This window comes from Polyangium jinanense (genome assembly GCF_028435365.1).
Genome location: NZ_JAGTJJ010000006.1, coordinates 38,877 through 55,507, shown reverse-complemented (window position 1 = coordinate 55,507; position 16,631 = coordinate 38,877). Strand labels below are relative to the sequence as shown.

The 16,631-nt window shown below is 70.0% G+C and carries 14 protein-coding genes; 5 read left to right on the top strand and 9 right to left on the bottom strand.

Annotation, left to right across the window (positions count from 1 at the left end; translation table 11 throughout):
- Positions 1-9: 9 nt before the first annotated feature.
- Positions 10-756, bottom strand: a complete 747-nt coding sequence (locus tag KEG57_RS15260) for a TIGR04282 family arsenosugar biosynthesis glycosyltransferase (protein ID WP_272418950.1) — start codon at positions 754-756, stop codon at positions 10-12.
- Positions 757-951: 195 nt separating this feature from the next.
- On the opposite strand from KEG57_RS15260, the gene KEG57_RS15255 reads away from it, so the two are divergent.
- The 3 genes from KEG57_RS15255 to KEG57_RS15245 all read left to right on the top strand — a co-directional run bounded on the left by KEG57_RS15255 (position 952) and on the right by KEG57_RS15245 (position 6,679).
- A complete protein-coding gene (locus KEG57_RS15255) occupies positions 952-2,232 on the top strand; it encodes a hypothetical protein (protein ID WP_272418952.1) in 1,281 nt (426 codons plus the stop codon).
- A 56-nt stretch (positions 2,233-2,288) separates the two neighbouring features.
- Complete coding sequence (locus KEG57_RS15250) at positions 2,289-4,865, top strand: HEAT repeat domain-containing protein (protein WP_272418953.1); 2,577 nt, start codon at positions 2,289-2,291, stop codon at positions 4,863-4,865.
- A gap of 242 nt (positions 4,866-5,107) precedes the next feature.
- Positions 5,108-6,679 (top strand): vWA domain-containing protein, encoded by a 1,572-nt coding sequence (locus KEG57_RS15245; RefSeq protein WP_272418954.1) that lies wholly within the window; start codon positions 5,108-5,110, stop codon positions 6,677-6,679.
- Between the two features lie 12 nt (positions 6,680-6,691).
- Here KEG57_RS15245 and KEG57_RS15240 read toward each other — a convergent pair whose 3' ends face one another.
- From KEG57_RS15240 to KEG57_RS15225, 4 genes are all read right to left on the bottom strand, one after another.
- Positions 6,692-7,918, bottom strand: coding sequence for an MFS transporter (locus KEG57_RS15240; protein WP_272418955.1), 1,227 nt, complete (start codon positions 7,916-7,918; stop codon positions 6,692-6,694).
- On the bottom strand, positions 7,915-8,523 hold the full coding sequence (locus KEG57_RS15235; RefSeq protein ID WP_272418956.1) for a TetR/AcrR family transcriptional regulator: 609 nt from the start codon (positions 8,521-8,523) through the stop codon (positions 7,915-7,917). The genes KEG57_RS15240 and KEG57_RS15235 overlap by 4 nt, the downstream gene beginning before the upstream one ends.
- Positions 8,524-8,604: 81 nt before the next feature.
- Complete coding sequence (locus KEG57_RS15230) at positions 8,605-9,555, bottom strand: hypothetical protein (protein ID WP_272418958.1); 951 nt, start codon at positions 9,553-9,555, stop codon at positions 8,605-8,607.
- Between the two features lie 121 nt (positions 9,556-9,676).
- The gene (locus KEG57_RS15225; protein ID WP_272418959.1) at positions 9,677-10,792 is read right to left on the bottom strand and encodes a hypothetical protein; all 1,116 of its coding nucleotides are present in this window, start codon (positions 10,790-10,792) and stop codon (positions 9,677-9,679) included.
- Between the two features lie 50 nt (positions 10,793-10,842).
- On the opposite strand from KEG57_RS15225, the gene KEG57_RS15220 reads away from it, so the two are divergent.
- The gene (locus KEG57_RS15220; RefSeq protein ID WP_272418960.1) at positions 10,843-11,808 is read left to right on the top strand and encodes a serine/threonine-protein kinase; all 966 of its coding nucleotides are present in this window, start codon (positions 10,843-10,845) and stop codon (positions 11,806-11,808) included.
- Between the two features lie 39 nt (positions 11,809-11,847).
- Complete coding sequence (locus KEG57_RS15215; protein ID WP_272418961.1) at positions 11,848-12,234, top strand: hypothetical protein; 387 nt, start codon at positions 11,848-11,850, stop codon at positions 12,232-12,234.
- Position 12,235: 1 nt separating this feature from the next.
- Here the strand turns inward: KEG57_RS15215 and KEG57_RS15210 are convergent, their stop codons facing one another.
- The 4 genes from KEG57_RS15210 to KEG57_RS15195 are packed head-to-tail and all read right to left on the bottom strand — an operon-like array spanning position 12,236 to position 16,564.
- Positions 12,236-13,186 (bottom strand): hypothetical protein, encoded by a 951-nt coding sequence (locus KEG57_RS15210; protein WP_272418963.1) that lies wholly within the window; start codon positions 13,184-13,186, stop codon positions 12,236-12,238.
- Between the two features lie 10 nt (positions 13,187-13,196).
- Positions 13,197-13,877 carry a hypothetical protein gene (locus KEG57_RS15205; protein WP_272418964.1) on the bottom strand — a complete coding sequence of 227 codons (681 nt, stop codon included), beginning with the start codon at positions 13,875-13,877 and terminating at the stop codon, positions 13,197-13,199.
- A gap of 38 nt (positions 13,878-13,915) precedes the next feature.
- Positions 13,916-15,364, bottom strand: coding sequence for a GuaB1 family IMP dehydrogenase-related protein (locus tag KEG57_RS15200; protein ID WP_272418966.1), 1,449 nt, complete (start codon positions 15,362-15,364; stop codon positions 13,916-13,918).
- A 42-nt stretch (positions 15,365-15,406) separates the two neighbouring features.
- A complete protein-coding gene (locus KEG57_RS15195) occupies positions 15,407-16,564 on the bottom strand; it encodes a hypothetical protein (RefSeq protein WP_272418968.1) in 1,158 nt (385 codons plus the stop codon).
- Between the last annotated feature and the right edge of the window lie 67 nt (positions 16,565-16,631).

The following is a 16,631-nucleotide window of genomic DNA, read 5'->3' as shown; positions in this document are numbered from 1 at the left end:
ACCCGCCGCTCAGCGGTTCACGGGCCGGAGGCCCGCGCGCGCCAGGAACGCGGCGCACGCGGGCACGGCCATCCCCGGTCCTCCCGTGCCGCTCGCGAGATCACGCGCGAAACGATCGAGATCCGCGGGCGTGTCGATCTCGTACGTCGGCTTGAGGAGCAGCGTCTCCAGGCCGAGCTCCGCGGCGCGCTTCGTCGCGCGTTCGAGCACGCCGGGCGACGTCCAGTCCACGCCGTCGAAGAGCGCAGGCTCGTGGTGCGTCGTGCCGATGAGGTAAAGGCCCCCCGCCCCCGTCGGTCCGAGCAGAGCGCGCTTTCGCTTGGCGGCGAGCCAGAGCAGACCCTCGAAGACCTCGTCGATCGGCATGAACGGCGCGTCGGTCGTGACGATCGCCGCCGCCTCCGCGCCCGTCGTGAAGAGGTGCTCGAGCCCGTGGCCGAGCCGCTTCTCGAGCTGCATCGTGCCGGCCGAGACGACGTGTTGCCATCGCCCGGGCACGAGCTTTTGCAGCACCGCGCTCTCCTCGTCGGATACGCTGAGCACCGCGCGATACGCCATCGGCAAGATGGCCAGCATGTTCAGCGCGTCGCCGAGGAGCGCCGACGAGAGCTCCGCTGCGGCCTCGGGGGAGAGCGGTGGAGAGAGGCGAGGCTTCGCCGTGCCTGCGATCGGAGCGCGAGCAAGGACGCCGAGCGCGAGCCTCTGGGGGCGGACGGTGGGGCGGGCGCGATGGTCGGCCACGCCTCGTCGTACCACGAGTTTCGTATCCTTGGCCAAGCGAGAGGCGGTCGATTCGAAGGCGACCTTTCAAGCCGGCCTTTCTTTGTCCGGCCTCGATTGCGTGGGGGTGGATCCTCTGAGACCATGAGCGTGTCGGCTCGGCGCCCGAGGCGTGGGGGCAGGGGCGCCGGGAGGCCCGCGGCAGGGCGTCCCGCCGGCGAGGAGGTAGCCGTGTCCATATCGACCATCCTCGACGTCGCGATCGGGATCTCCTTCGTCTTCATGCTGCTCAGCGTGATCGCCTCGGCCGTCACCGAGGCGATCTCCGGCATCCTGTCGCTGCGCTCCGTCACGCTGCGGCAGGGCGTCGAGCGGCTCCTCAAGGACCGCACGCTGACGGACAAGGTCTACGCGCATCCGCTCATCGACGGTTTGACGAAGGACGACGACAGCGACCCCTCGTACATCCCGTCGGACCTTTTTGCGCGCGCGCTCGTCGACGCGGTCGCGGGCTGGAAGGACGGCACGGATCGATCGCGAAGGCCGGAGCGGATGGGGCTGCTTCGCGGCATCCTGTCCATCCCGCTCCGCGCGCTGAAAGGCTTCTTCCGCAGGCTCTGGCCGAAGGCCGAGGGCGGAGGCGAGGGCGCGACGAAGAAGGCCGCGGTGAGCCTCGACGACTTCAAGAAGCGCCTCGCCGAGGCCCAGGACTTCGAGGAGGACACGCGCGTCGCGCTCACGGCGCTCGTGTCGGACGCGAGCGTCAAGACGCTCGAGGACGCGACCCAGCAGATCGCCGCGTGGTTCGATCGCGCGATGGATAGCGTCTCCGGCTGGTACAAGCGGACGGCGCACACCCTGATTTCCGTCGTGGGGCTCTTCACGGCCGTCGTGCTGAACGTGGACACGTTCCTCGTGCTCGACAGCCTCAATCGCGACGCCGTGCTGCGCGAGTCCGTGGCGTCGGCGGTGGCCGAGAGCGTGAAGTCCGAATCGGCCGTGGTGAAGACGGCCTCGGAGGTCACGACAGAGCAGAAGGCGAACGCGAACGCGAAGCCGCCCGAGGTCTTCGTCGACGAAAAGAAGACCGAGGAGCTCGTGCGCAAGCGCGTCGTCGCGGTCAAGCGTGGCCTCGACGAGCTCACGTTGCCGATGGGCTGGCCCGAGGGGCGCGGGTTCTTTTGCACGCCAACCGCCGAGGTCACGTGTGATCGACGCGCGGTGCCGGCGACGCTCGGCGGATTCGGGCGTCGCTTCGGCGGGTGGCTCTTCACGGCGATCGCGATCGCGCTCGGCGCGCCGTTCTGGTTCGATCTCCTGAACAAGCTCATCAACCTGCGCGCGGCCGCGCCGCCGCCGGAAAAGGCCCGCCCCAAGGAGCGCACGGCGGCCGCCCAGCCGCAGCTCTCGGCCAGCTCGGTCGGCTCGAGCGCGAGTACGCCCGTGCGTGAACAGGAGAGCGTGCGTCCCGTCGCCGCGCGTAGCAGTGCTCCGCCTCCTCCGCTTTCCTGAGCCTCACGATTCGCGAGGCGCCGGCTCGATCCACAAAACATGGTACGGTGCGCGTCGTGCGTTCGGTCACGCGCTCGATCCGCATGCGTAGCCTCGTCCGAGCCGGCCTCCTCTCGCTTTCCGTCTCGCTCTCGCTCGTTTCGGGCGGAGCGGCCGAGGCGTTCGTCTGGCCCAACGTGCCCGAGCGCATCGCTCGCTCGCTCGCCTCGCCCGACGTCTCCGAGCGGCGCGCCGCGGCGCAACGGATCGGCGAGCTCCCCTCGGAGCTTGGTGTTCCGCTCGCGCAACGCGCGCTCGGCGATCCCGACGTCGAGGTGCGGCTCGCGGCGGCCGAGGCGGCCATCGCGCTGCGTTTGTCGCGCGCCGGTGATCTCGTCATCGGCTGGCTCGGCGAGGGCGACGCGCGGCTGCGGCTCGCGGCCTGTGACGTCATCCGCTCCTCGCCCACGGATCGCAGCGTCGTGGCGCTCGGCCGCGTGCTCGGCGATCCGGATTCGAAGGTCCGCGTCGCAGCGGCGTCGGCCATGGGCAGCTCGGGTTTGCCCGACGCGGTCTCGCCGCTGCTCGGGCACCTCGACGACAGCGCGCTCGAGGTGCGCGTCGAGGTGGCGCGCGCGCTCGGCAGACTCGCCGATCCACGCGCAGTCGTGCCGCTCATCGGCAAGGTCCAGGACGCGGTGCCGGAGGTGCGTCGCGCCGTCGCGCGCGCGCTCGGCGAGCTCGGGGATGCGCGGGCCACGAGCGCGCTCATGATCGCGCTCCAGGACGGCTCGCAGGACGTGCGCGTCGAGGCCGTCACCGCGCTCGGCAAGCTGCGTTCGGACGAGGCCACGGCAGCGATCGCACCGCTCCTCGAGGCGGGATCGGGGAGCGACGCTGTCCTCGCGCCCAGCATGCCCGGCGTGCGGCCGGGGCAGGGGAGCGCGGGCGCGGGCGAGGTGCGCACGGCGGCGCTGCGAGCGCTCGGCCGCATCGGCTCGGAGAGCGCGGTGCGCGCGCTCATCGGCGCGCTCGCGAAGGACGATCCCTCCGCGCCACGCTCTCCGGTCCGCGAGGCGCTCGTCATGGCGGGCAAGAGCGCGGCGCCGCAGCTCGTCGCGGTGCTGTCGGGCTCGCCCTCGCCCTCCACGGCGGCGGGCGCGGCGCTCGTGCTCGGCGCGCTCGGCGCGAAGGAGGGGCTCGATCCGACCGTGCGCGCGATGCAGCGCGGCGTCCTCCCGCTCAAGCATGGCCTCCGCGCGCTCGCGCTCCTCGGCTCGTCCGAGGCTCTCCCCGCGGTGCTCGAGCTCCTCTCCGACGCCGATCCCACCGTGCGACGCGAGGCCATTCGCGCGGCCTCGGAGCTGCTCGATCCGGCGCGGCCCGATGGGCGCGCGGTCGATCCGGCGCGCGCGATGCTGCTCGACGCGGCGACCCCGCCCGACGAGAAGATCGAGCTCGTGCGCCTCCTCGGCCGCACGGGCTCACCGCGCGCGCATGACGTGCTCTTGCCGCTCGCGACCACGAAGTCGCGAGCGTTCCGGCTCGCGGTGCTCGAAGCGCTCGGCGCGTACGCGCCCGCGCCGCCGAAGGTCGAGGCCGTGCTGCTCGACGCGATCGCCGACGACGCGGCGGACGTGCGGCTCGCGGCGGCGGCGTCTATCGCGCGCGCGGGTGGCCCTTCGGCCGCGGCGAAGCTCCTCGAGCGGCTCCAGGTCGCGGCCGAGCAAGACCGCGGGGCGATTGGCCTCGCGCTCGCGGGGGCGCTCTCGCGCGCCACCGATCCAGCTCTCGCCGAGCGTGTTGGTGCGGCTCTCCCGTCGTCGCCCGACGTCGCGCGTGATGCTTTGCTCGAAGGCCTCGGCCGCATGCGCGGCGAGGCGAGCGGCAAGGTCCTGCGCAAGTTCGTCGCGTCTGGCATCGACGATCGACGCAAGGTTGCCGAGGCGCTCGCGGGGCATCCGGAGGCCGCGACGGTGCTCGTCCCGCTGCTCGGCGACGCCGATCCCGGCGTGCGCGCGAACGCTGCCTGGTCGCTCGGCGCCGTCGGCAAGAAGGACGCCGTGGCAACGCTCACGCGTGCCGTGACGGATCCCGACGTCGCGGTCGCGGGCAATGCGGCGGGCGCGCTCGGCCGCGTCGCGGCACGCGAGGGCGCTGCAGCCGACGTGCAGGCCTCGCTCTGCCGTGCGGCCACCGATCCCCGGCCCTACGTGCGCGCCAACGCCGTCGTCGCGCTCGGGCTTGCGGGCGCCTCGTGCGAGCCGGGGCTCGTCATGGGCCTCTTGCAACGGGATCGCTCCGAGGCCGTACGCCTCGCGGCCGCTGAAGCGATCTGGCGTGACGTCTCGCGTGCGCAGACGGGCAAGGACCTCGAGCGTCGTGCGCTCGCGCGATGTGCGGGCGAGGATCGCAACGCCACCGTGGCGAACCGCTGCGCGCGTCTTCCCGTGCGTGCGCCGGGCACCGACGACGTGCTCGTCTTCGTCGCGCCCGACGGCAAGGACGAGCCGCTCGCGCGCGCGCCTTATGCGCTCGTGCGGGAGGACGGACTCCTCCGCATGGGGATCGCGGATCGGCGTGGCGCCTTCTTCGAGTTCGTGGTCCCGAAGGGCACGATTCGGCTCGCGGTCCCGGCGCAGCTCGCGCGGTAGGCAAGCGTCCTCCCAAAAAACCGGTTTACAGGACGAACCATTCCGTCCTCACAGCTCCCGCGCATCCACGCACGCGAATCGCGGCCGGCCGGGCCCTGGCTTCGCGCGTGGGCCTGTCTTTTTTCCCGGGACCTGTGTCATCTTGGGCCGGGGCGCGGCTCGTTTTTGGGGCTCGCGGCAGAGATGCCGGGGCGCGGAAGGGCACGGACCTTGCCACGCTTCCCTTCGCCTGGAGGTCTTGCATGAAGCGATCGTCTTTTCTTCCCTTCGTCTTCCCTGCGCTCTGCGCTGCCTGGATCGGTGGCATCGGCCTTGGGCTCGCCGCGTGCGCAGACGACTCGGCGCCGGGCGAGCCGACCGGCGGCGATGGGGGCAGCGGCGGCAAGCAGCAGGACGGCTCTGGCGGCGAGCCGCCGGGAGGCACCACCACCGGCCCTGGTCCCGACGAGCCGCCGCCCCACCCGGACGACACCCTCGTCAAGATCATCGAGGCTCCCAGGCCCATCGGCTGCGTGGGCGTCGATCAGTCCAAGCCGACCACCTTCTTCGTCTCGGCCGACGACTCGAACTCCATGGCGTCGCCGGTCCACGCCCGCGACCTGCTCCGGCTGGGCATGGAGCCTTACCCGAGCGAGATCCGCACGCACGAATTCTTGAATTACTACCAGATCCTGTATCCCGCGGCCCCGACGGGCCAGCTCACCCTCTTTCCCGAGCTCGAGGCCGAAAAGGATGCCCCGGAGCAGCTCTATTTCCAGGTCGCCCTCCGCTCCTTCAACGCGATCGAGCCGCGGAAGCCGATGAACATCACGTTCCTCGTCGACACCTCGGGCTCCATGCAGGGCCCGGGCCTCACGCGGGCGAAGGCCGCGGTCTCGGCCATCGCGTCGCAGCTCGCGGCCGGCGACCTCGTGGGAATCGTCACGTGGGGCGCGGCGAACAACGTCCTGCTCGCCGATCACGTGGCCACAGGCCCGAACGATCCGGCGATCCTCGCCGTCACTGACGCCCTCACGGCGAGCGGCGGCACGGATCTCAAGAGTGGCCTCCATGCGGGCTACGACCTTGCCCAGAAGCATTATGCCCCGGGGCGCTTGAACCGCGTCGTCCTCATCAGCGACGGCGGCGCGAACGTCGGCGTCACGGATGCCGACCGCATTGCGATGGCGGCCGAAGACGCCGACAAGGAGGGCATTTATCTCCTCGGCATCGCGACGGGCCCGGCGCTCACGCACAACGACGCGATCATGGACACGCTGACCGACAAGGGCCGCGGCGCGTACGTGTATCTCGATTCCACCGACGAGGCCACGAACATGTTCGTCAAGCGATTCGACGAGACCATGGACATCGCGGCCCGCAGCGTCAGCGTCGAGCTCACGCTCCCCTGGTACTTCGACATGCAGAAGTTTTACGGCGAGGAATACGCGACGGACAAGACGGAGGTGGCGCCGCAGCACCTCGCGCCGAACGACGCGATGATCTTCAGCCAGGTCCTCAAGACGTGCGACCCGATGGTCGTCAATCCGAGCGATCCGGTCACGATTCGCGCCGTCTGGACCACGCCGATCACCTACGCCAAGCAGACGACGGAGGTCACGACGACGATCGGCGAGCTCCTCGCCGCACAAAAGATGGGGCTGCCGAAGGGCAGGGTGATCGTCATGTATGCCGAGGCCCTGAAGCGTCCGGGCAAGGAGAGCCTCACCAAGGCGCGCGAAGCGGCCCTCGCGTATGACCCGGAGCTCGCCGATCCGGTGATCGCCGAGATCGTCTCACTCATCGAGAAGCACCCGCAATTCCCGGCGCCCTGAGCTTTGCGGACATCAGCCTCGCGCCACCGCGGGCTCGAGCCCCCGTCCGCTCCGGAACACCAGCCCCACGAAGACCACGGCGAGCGCGGCCAGCGCGGCGGCCAGCGTAAAATGCCCCGCATACCCCAGCGCCTTCGCGGAAAACCCGCTCGCCGCCGCCGCCAAGCCGCTCGCCGCCACCACCACCGAGGCTTGCACCGTGTAATCGGCCCCCGCGTGCTCCGGGCGGCATGAATTCATCATCGCCGTGAACAGCGAGACCGTCGCCATGCCGCCCGCAATGTGCTCGACGCCGCACACCACCGCGAGCGTCGACATCGAAGGCGAGTGCCTCGCCGCGAGCGCATACAGCAGCACCGCGAGCGCTTGCAGCGTCCCGAACCCGAGGAGCGCGCGCCGATATCCGAGCCTTCGCACGAGCCCGCCTCCGAGCATGGCGCCGACGAGCCCCGCGGTGATCCCCACGATGTTCAGCGTGCTCACCTGCGTGAGATCGAGCCCCGCGCCCTTTTCGTCCACGAAGAAAGGCTTCAGCATGGCCGTGGCGAAATGCTCGCCGGCCTTGTAGACGAAGAGCAGCCCGAACCACGCGAATGCGCCGGGACGCGTGAGCCAGTAGGACAAACTCGGCGCCTCGCGGGCCGGGGGCTGTGCGCTCTCCGGCTCGCGGAAGAGCGCGATCGGCAATGTGGCGACGAGCAGCAGCGCGCCGAGCGCCGTCAGCGTGACCCGGAAGCCCGTCGCGTGAAAGATCCGGAGCAGGAGGCCGCCGCCGAGGACCATTCCCATGCGATAGGCCGCCACCTGGAGCCCATTGCCCCAGCCGAGCTCGTGCTTCGCGAGCAGGTTCACGGCGAGGCCGTCGGTTGCGATGTCCTGCGTCGCCGCGAGCAGGTTGACGAAAAAGACGGAGGCGAGGAGCCACGTGATCGTCGGCCCGCCGTTCGCGGCGGCGACGCCGAAGACGAGCAACACCGAGAGGAGCTGGATCGGCAGGATCACGCCGCGCCGCCGCCCGAGCCGGCCCGCGCCGCGCCGATCCAGGTAGGGCGACCAGAGGAACTTCAGCGCCCAGGGCGCCGCGAGCAGGTAGGTCAGGCCAATGGCCGGCAAGGACAAACCCATCGTCTTGAGGATCGCCGGCAGCGCGTCCTGGAAGAAACCATAAGGCAAACCTTGCGAGAAATAGAGGCTCGACAGCAATCCGAGCTTCGTCAGCGTGCTCTTCGGGATCGTCACACGGCCTCCTTCGTATCTTCGGCCGCCTCGTCGAGCAGGCCCTTCGCCATGCGTTTCGCCGTGGCCGCGGCCGAGCCCTTGGGCGTGAGGCCGGGCGCCGCCGCGGCGAGCACGAAATACCCCTGAATCGTCGCAAAAAGCCCCGCCGCCACGCCCCGCGCCCGCCGCGCGCCGATCACCTCGGCGACCAAACCTTCCAGCCGCTCGAGATCCTCCCGCGCCACCTTCTCGTACGCCGCGCGCACCTCCGGCTGCTTCACGGCCTCCGCCGAGATCGTCACCCACGCGGCCACCGCGGCCGGATCCGCGTCCTTCCCCGTCGCGAGATACGCATCGAGGAACGCGTCGACCTTCGCCCGCGCGTGGTTTGCCCGCGCGACCCGCGCAGAAACCCGCGCCCGTGCCCGTGCCGCGAGCTCGTTCACGCCCACGAGCAAGATCTCCTGTTTGTCGTGGAAATGGTAGTGCACGAGCCCCGGCGAGAGCCCCGCCGCGCGCGCGACCTCCTGGATCGTGGCCCGCTCGTAGCCGCGCTCCGCCATCACGGCGAGCAGCCCCTCCACGATCTGCCTCCGGCGCTCCTCGGTGTTCGACGGTCGGGCCATCGGTCGCTCCGTTGTTTAGTTGACCAACCTATAAACGAAAAGGCGAGCGAGGTCAAGGCCGGGCCCCCCTCGCCTCGTCGATCAGAGCAAATTCAGGTGGAAATGCGGCTCCGGCCCGTCCCGCTCGTCCATGAGCGTCACGCCCGGCTCCTGCTTCACGGCCTCGCGCAACGCCTTCTCCAGCGCGCCGTCCATGTTCCACGACCGCACGTCGACCGCGCCCGATTTCAGGTGCTTCGACACGTACGTCCCGCGCCCGATCTGCGCCTCGATCACCTCGCGCATCGCGCGGATCGTCCCTTTTCGTTTCTCCCCGCGGGAGGCGGCCTCGCGATAGGCGCGCTGCACCTCGGTCGCCGCGGCCTTGTTCTCGTAGAGCGCCACCACGTCGTCGCCGCGCTTCAGCTTGTCGTACATGAGCTGCGCCTGCCTTTGCGGCGTGCGCGTCCCGCCCGTCACGACGAGCCGCTTCTTCGTCGCCTTGTGATACCGCGCCGCGATGCGCTCGAGCCGCTTCGCATTCGTGTCCGTGAGGCGCAGATCGCGGGCGAGCACCTCCATGTGGTTCGTGCCCGCCACCTTCTGCAGAGGCTCGGGCGTCGGGTCCTTGCCCTCGCCGGCGCCGTCCTGCGTCGTCACGCGGAAGCTCTTCACGTCGTCGTGGCCGCGGCACGCCTTGCACGATCCCGCCGCGTTCTCGCCATTCTTCAGCTTCACGTCGAGCTGCTCGACCGTGCCGCCTTTGGTCACGAGCTCGATGCGGACCTTGAGCGCGTCCTCGTAGCCGCTCTTGATCTCCACGGTGGACGCCGCGTCCTCGTCGTCCCCTTCGCTCTCGCCCTCGCTCTCGTCGCCCTCGGGCCGCGCGCACGTCCGGAGCTCGAGCTTCTCGTAGCCCTTGCCGGCCGCGCGCCATGTCGAGCAGCGCGGCGTGTCCCCGGCCCGCGCCTCGCCCGGCGACACGACCATGAAGGCGAGCAGCGCCGCGGACATGCCCCACGCACGCAACCACGATTCCCGGAGACCGAGCACGACGACATACCTTCCTGCCGGGCCCCTCCGGCGCCGGCACAGACGCTTTCGCGCGCTCGCCCGCTGCCACGAGTCACGCCGCGTGTCAAGCGTTATGGCGCGCACCGCGGGAAAACGCGGCTCATCGACCGACCTTCATCACGCTCCCGCCGTTCGTCGCGTCCACCCAGAAGATACACGCCTTTCCGAGCGCGAAACGCGAAAGGCCCGTCCGTCCGCTCACGTGCACGCGCGGCGCCTCGGCCCCGCACCCGGCCGCGGGACAGCTCCGGATCGCGCCGTCCGCCGTGTCGCTCCAGTAGACGCGCCCCCCGGAGACCGCAACGTCGAAAGGTTTTTCCCCGGCCTCCGCCGGCTTGATCGCCGGAGGCTCGCTGCAATAGCCGCTTTTCGGGCAACGGTGGACCGTCCCGCCCGGCCGCCACGACGGAAAATAAAAGGAGTCGTTGTCCACCGCGACGGACGAGGGGAACGCGAGCGCGCTCGCGACGGTCGTCGCGCTTCCCCCGGGCGAACCCTGATAGATCGCACCATTGGCGTTGCCATTGCCGAACTGGACCCAGAAGAGCTGGCCGCCGCTCGCGAGGATCGTGTCCGGTCGGAAGAGCCCCGTGGCATATTCCTTCGGCGTCGTACAGTCGCCCGGCGCGCAGCCGTACACGCGGCCGTCGCTCTCGGCCGTGCCGCGATCCGTCCAGTAGACCGAGGCCCCGTCGAACGCGATGCGCCCGATCGTGCCTTGCGCGACGGACGACGTGACCTTCTGCCGCGTCTGCATGCACGCGTCCGCCGAACAGGACCAGAGCCCCTCGTCGTCCCCGTAAAACACATTTCCGCCCCGCACCACGAGGCAACGCGGCGCGACCGCGGTCGTGAGCGTCTCCGGCGCATCCGCGGTCGAGACGAACCGCATGACCTCGCCGCCCTCCTGGTTCACCCAGTACACGCCGTCGCTATCGGCCACGAGATCCACGGCGCCGAGCGCGAACGCCGGCCCTTCCGCGACGGGTTCGGGACTGCACCCTCCCTCGGGACACGGATCACATTCGAGCACAGGCGCGCCCGTGCCGCCGCCGCCGGTGCCGCTCATGGTGCTACTCCCGACATTGCTACCGCCGCCGGCTGCGGCGCTCGGCAGGCCCGCGCCGAGGCGGTCGAGGTCGAGCCAACAGGCGGTCACTGGGAGCGCGATCGCCGCGAGCAAGAGGCCGGGAAGGAAGCTTGGGCGCGAAAGCATGGCCGCAGTGTAACCCGCTCGCGGCGTGGTCGTGGTAGCCTCGGCCGCGCATGATGTCGGAATCGGACGAGGAGATCGCCGCGCGGCGCATCGGCACGTCGATCGGAAGCTGGATGATCGAGCGCGTGATCGGCATCGGCGGCATGGCGAGCGTCTTTCTCGGCCGCCGCGCCGATGGATGCGTCGCGGCCATCAAGGTCCTCCACCCTTATCTGCTCGACGTGCGCGAGCTCCGAAAGCGCTTCCTCCGCGAAGGGCCCATCGGCAGCGCGCTCGCGGCCGTCGGCCCGCTCTGCGAAGGACTGCCGCAGGTCTACGAGTCGGGCGTGGCCGAGGACGGCGCGGCGTTCCTCGCGATGGAGCTGCTCGACGGCGAGACCGTCTTCGATCGCATGGCGCGCAAGGGCGTGCTCTCCGTCGACGAGGTTTTACGGATCGCGCACAAGGTCCTCGACGTGCTCGTCGTCGCGCATGCATTCGGCATCGTGCATCGCGACCTCAAGCCCGAGAACCTGCACGTCGGTAGGGACGCGCGGATCAAGGTGCTCGATTTCGGCATCGCCCGCGTCGACACGCTGCCCGAGGGCACCGCGGAGCTGCCCGAGAAGACGGCGACGCGGACGGGCGTCGCCATCGGCAGCTACGAGTACATGGCGCCCGAGCAGGCCATGGGGAGAAACCAGGAGCTCGACGGCCGGACCGACATCTTCGCACTCGGCGCGACGATGTTCCGTCTGCTCGGCGGCCGCTACGTGCACGGTGAGCTCGAAGGTGCGGTCCTCCTCGTCGCGGCGGCCACGCGACCCGCGCCGCCGCTCGCGTCCCTCGCGCCGCACATCCCCGCGCCGGTGTGCCGCGTCGTCGACATTGCGCTCGCGTTTCACAAGGAGGCGCGTTATCCCGATGCGGCGACGATGCGCTTCGACGTTTACTCGCTCCGCGCCGGCAAGGCGCCGCCGTACGCGACGGCCGTCGCCGAGGGGCGTATTCGCGCCGGGGATCGCCCGCCCCGCTGACCTTGACTTTCTGCGTTTCGCACGGTCCCATCGGCGCCCGTGGAAACGTTCCAGATGTGCGGCTGGCCCGCGTGGGTGATTCTGCTCTTCGCGTTCGTGGGGTTTGGCCTCGCGGCTCTCGGCTTTTTGCTCTCGCTCATGAAGAAGCCGCTCGGTGGCGCGATCGTGGGCGGGGTCGGGATCCTCGTGTCGCTCGGCTCGGTCGGGATGGGGCCCGTCGGCGCGATGCTGGGCCGATCCAGGACGGACACGGCGCTTGCCGGGGATTACATCGACGCATCCCAGAGGGCGCGTATCCAAGAGATGGGGTATGCCGAAGCCGACGGTTGCAAGGACGTCGGCCTGGCCCTCGGGACCGCGCCGCTCCTCGCGTCCATCGGCGCGCTCGCCCTCGGAATCGTCCTCCACGGCCGCAAGAAGGGCTGATTCAGGCCGCCGCGTCGAGCCCGATTGCCACGACGAACCTTTTCGCGAGCGCCTCCGTCTCCGCCGCGCCAGGCAAACCCAGGACCCGCAGCGCCTCCTCGCGCCCGGCATCCCGCGCCCGCGGGGCCAAGAGTGCATGTGCAGCTTCCCGGCGCGCGGACTCCACGCGCGCCCGCGCCGCAGGGCCGAGCCGCCGCTGTGCCCAGGCGTCGATCGCATGGGCGAGCGCCGCGTGGCGCGCCTCGTCGTCGGCGATCTGCGCCATTGCGGTACGCACCTCCAGATCCTCCGCGAACGTCGCTTGCCACCGCGCCACGAGGGCGCCGAACGCCTCGCGCACGCAACCTTCGACTGCGTTGTGCGTCGCGAGCTCCTCCAGCGAAGCGCGTCGCGTCACGCCCGTCGTTTGTCCCGGCACACGCGCCCCGTACCGCCGCGCGAGCGCCCGCGTGCGCCGCGTGTGCCTCTGCTCCTCCTCGGCCGCCCGCGAAGCCGCCCGGAGGAGCCTTCGCGGCGCTCCGAGCGCAGCTAGATCCCGCCGTAGCTCCCGGAAGGCGATCACCGACCCGGCTTCGAGCGCGGCCGCGTGCACGAGCCATTCGCCCGCCGCTCCGAGACCCTTGGTGTCCCAACGTTTTTCCGGGCCGCCCTTCCCGAGCGGCCGCCGCCCCGCGCTGCAATCCGCCATCTGCGTGCACTCGATCGCGGGCATCGACCCGCCGTCTTCGAGCGGGAGCGACGTCGGCACGCACGAGATCCCGTTCGGGCATTTGCGCTGGCATTCGTCGGCGAGCCAGTCCCCGGCGTCCTCGACGCCGCCGTCACTGCTCGGTGGCAGGACCGGGATCTGCGCCACGTTGTCTGGACAGGGCCCGCACGAGATCCCCCGCGCCCCGAGCGCCGTCGTGGCGATGATCATGCCGAGGAGTTTTTCGAGTTGCCTCTTGTTCATGGCGTCGTCCTCAGGGTGAGGTGGGGATCAGAATCGAGCGCGTTTGCATCCCGCCGGGCGCGGGCGCCGCGCCGAGCCCGGGCGCGATCGTCCCGCTCGACGCCGACCGCGTGACCCACACGCGGAAATCGCAATCCATCGTTCCGGGCTCGATCGCGAGATCCGCGGGCTGGATCGCATACACGCCGGGATCCTCCACGAAGTACCGCGAAATCGGCCATGACAAACACGGGGCCGTCACGTCGAGCCACGTCTCGAACGTGCCGTCCGCCGCGTCCCAGTGGATCGAGATGGGCGACGCGCGTGAGGCCGTCGCGCTCGGGACCACGATCGAAAAAGGCGGCGGCGCCACGAGCTTGCTCACGAATCGCTCGCTGCCGCGCGAAAAGACGAGATCGAACTCCGTGGCGGTCGTCTCGAGCTGCGCCACGTACCCGAACCCGCCGGGGACGAGGGTTTGCGCCGGCCCGCCCGGCGCCTCGAGGCTCAAGCGATCGGGGTTTTCCAGGGTGACGCTCGTCCCGTCGCCGAGCAGCGTGACCAGGACCTGGGCCGTGCCGCCGTTCGTGCGCAGCTCGGCGAAGAGCGAAAGCTCCGCCGGCGTGAACGTGGTCGATCCGCGCGGCTCGGAAGGTTCGCTGCACGCCGGGGCGGAGGCGAGGAGCAAAACGGCGAGGAGCGGCGAGCGCATCCCCGAAGCTTACCCGAAAATCGCCTCCGCCGGGAGCGTCAGCGCCGCACGGCGCCGTGGGGTTTGCCCTCGCCGTACCCCGCGAGCGTCTGCACCCCGATCACCGCCTTTTCGTGGAGCTCCGGTAGGCTCCGCGCGCCGGCGTACGTGCAGGCCGATTGCACGCCCGTGATCATGTCGACGAGCAGCGCGCCCACGCTCTCCTTTCCTTCCTGGATGTAAATGCGTGACGTCGAAATGCCCTCCCTGAAGAAGCCTTTTTTCGCGCGCTCGAACGGATCGATGTCCGCCGTCCGGTCGTGCACGGCGCGGGCGCTCGCCATGCCGTAATTCTCCTTGTAAAGCGCGCCCTCGCGGTCTTCTTTCACGTCGCCGGGGCTCTCGTACGTGCCCGCGAGCGCGGTGCCCACCATCACGCGCGACGCGCCGGCCGCAAGGTACAGCGCCACGTCGCGCGGGTATTTCACGCCGCCGTCGGCCCACACTTGTTTTCCGTGCGCGTGCGCCTCGCGCGCGCATGCGAGCACCGAGCTGAACGTCGGCCGGCCCGCGCCCGTTTGCATACGCGTCGTGCACATCGCGCCCGGGCCCACGTTGACCTTCACGATGTCGGCGCCCGCCTCCAGCAAATCACGCGTGCCTTCGGCCGTGCACACGTTGCCGGCGACGAGCGGCACGGCGGTCCCGATGGCCTTCCGCACGGCGCGGATGGCCTCGATCATGCGCCGCTGATGGCCGTGCGCCGTGTCGAGCACGATCGCCGAGACCCCGATGTCGACGAGCCGCCGGGCAAACTCCGGCGCATTCGCCGAAATGCCCACTGCGGCCGCGACCATGAGCTCGCCGTTCGCAGACAAACTCGGCCGGAGCAGCTCCAGCCGCACGGCGTCGTCCCGCGTCAAGACGCCCACGAGCTTGCCCTCGGCGTCGAGCGCGGGCACGGCCTTCACGCGCGCCTCTTCCATGAGGAGGAATGCGTCGCGGTTCGGCGTGCCCGCGGGGATCGTCACGAGGCGCGAGGACATCAGCGCCGAGGCGGGCGTGTACTGGTCTCGATCGCGCAAATCCGCGTGTGTGACGATGCCGAGCGGGCGGCGCTCGTCGTCCACGACGACGACCATGTCGTGGGATCGTTTGCGAATGATGCCTTGCACGTCGCGCAGGCTCTCGCGTGGTGAGACCGCGAGGGGCGTGTCGTAGCGCGGATCGGCGCTCTTGATGTGCCGGACGATCCGCTCGGTCGTATCGAGGGCCATGTCCTGGGGGAGCACGCCGAGCCCGCCGAAGCGGGCCATCGTCTCGGCCATGCGTTTGCCCGTGACGGCATTCATGTTTGCGGAGACGATCGGGTGCGACCCGCCCGGAAAATCGACCGGCCGGAGATCGACGTCGAGGCGCGACACGCCCTCGAAATACCCTGGCGTCAGGAAGACGTCTTCGAGCGCGAGCTCGAGGTTTTCGTCTCGCTCGGGATGGAGGAATCGCATGCGGCAACTGTAGCCGAATGCGGGGAAAGCGACGAGTGGATGCTATTGCGGCGCGGCGGGCGCGGCAGGCGCGGGCTCGGCAGGCGCCGCGGGCGCGGGCTCCTTGGCAGGCTCGGGCGCAGGCGTGGGCGCGGCCGGCGGCTCGCTCGGCAGGGGTTTCGTGGCCTCGGGCTCGTCCTTTGGCTTCTCTGGAGCGGGCAGGAGGTCGCCCGTGAGGTTCAGGGCGAGGATGATGTAGGGGACGGCCTGCGAGACGTCCTGGCCCGTGCGATAAGGCGATTTCAGCCACCAGTTCGCGACGAGCAGGATCGTCGGCTCGAGCGCGGCGCCGTCCGGCTTCTTGAACGTCCACGCTGCGATGGGGCCGATGCGATGGATCGCGCCGGGCGCGCGGGTCTTGTCGTCGCCGGGAGCAAAATGTTCGTCGTTGTAAAACGCCCGTCCCGTCGTCCAGCGCAGGCCCACGGTCAGGCGGTTGTCGAGGCCCTGGTAGAGGAGATCGGTGTCGTTCGAGTACCAGAGGCCGCCGTCGCCCACGAGCAGATCGTAGAAAATATCGTAAAAGACGCGGTCGCCCTGGCGCAGCTTCATGTCGGGGCGGCCGAAGCGGAAGAGGTTACGCGCCGCGACGGGGCCGAACTTGAACTGGAGGTTCGCGCCGGCGATGAGCTGCGTCCCGGTCGTCGAATAGTTCTTCTCGGGATTGCCTTTTTCGAGATCTCCGCGCCGCGCGAGCTCCGTGTCGCTGTAGTTCACCTTCGTCGCGTCCGCCGTGGGATACGATTGCAGGAAGTTGAACGCGCCGAAGTATCCGATCCCCTCGTAAAGCGCCCAGAGCTGGAGGAAGCTCGCCGGCTGGATCTGGATGGTGGGGCCGCCGCGGGCGAAGGCGCCGCTCAGGGAGGGCGCGAGTCCAATGCCGATGAAATTGTCCCGTAACGCCGTGCTCTCGCTCTTGTAAAGGCGGTATCGGTAGACGAAGCGGGCGTCCGTAATGAGGCCGAGCGGATTCCACCGGAACAGCGTCAAATCGGTATAGACGATCCGGTGCTGTGGGGGCGGCCCGTCGCGGTACGCCTGGGCCTCGGCGTCCGGGGCGGCCGATAGGGTGAAAAGCGCCGCGAGGGCGGCGAGCGAAGGGGCGAGGAAGCGGCGCATGAGGAGCTCCGTGGAGAGGCGGTTACCTCTTGAAATGGGCATCCTATGGCTTTCTATCATTGGAGGTCAAGCGTTCTGGACGTCCTGACACAGGCAACGCGCACCTGCC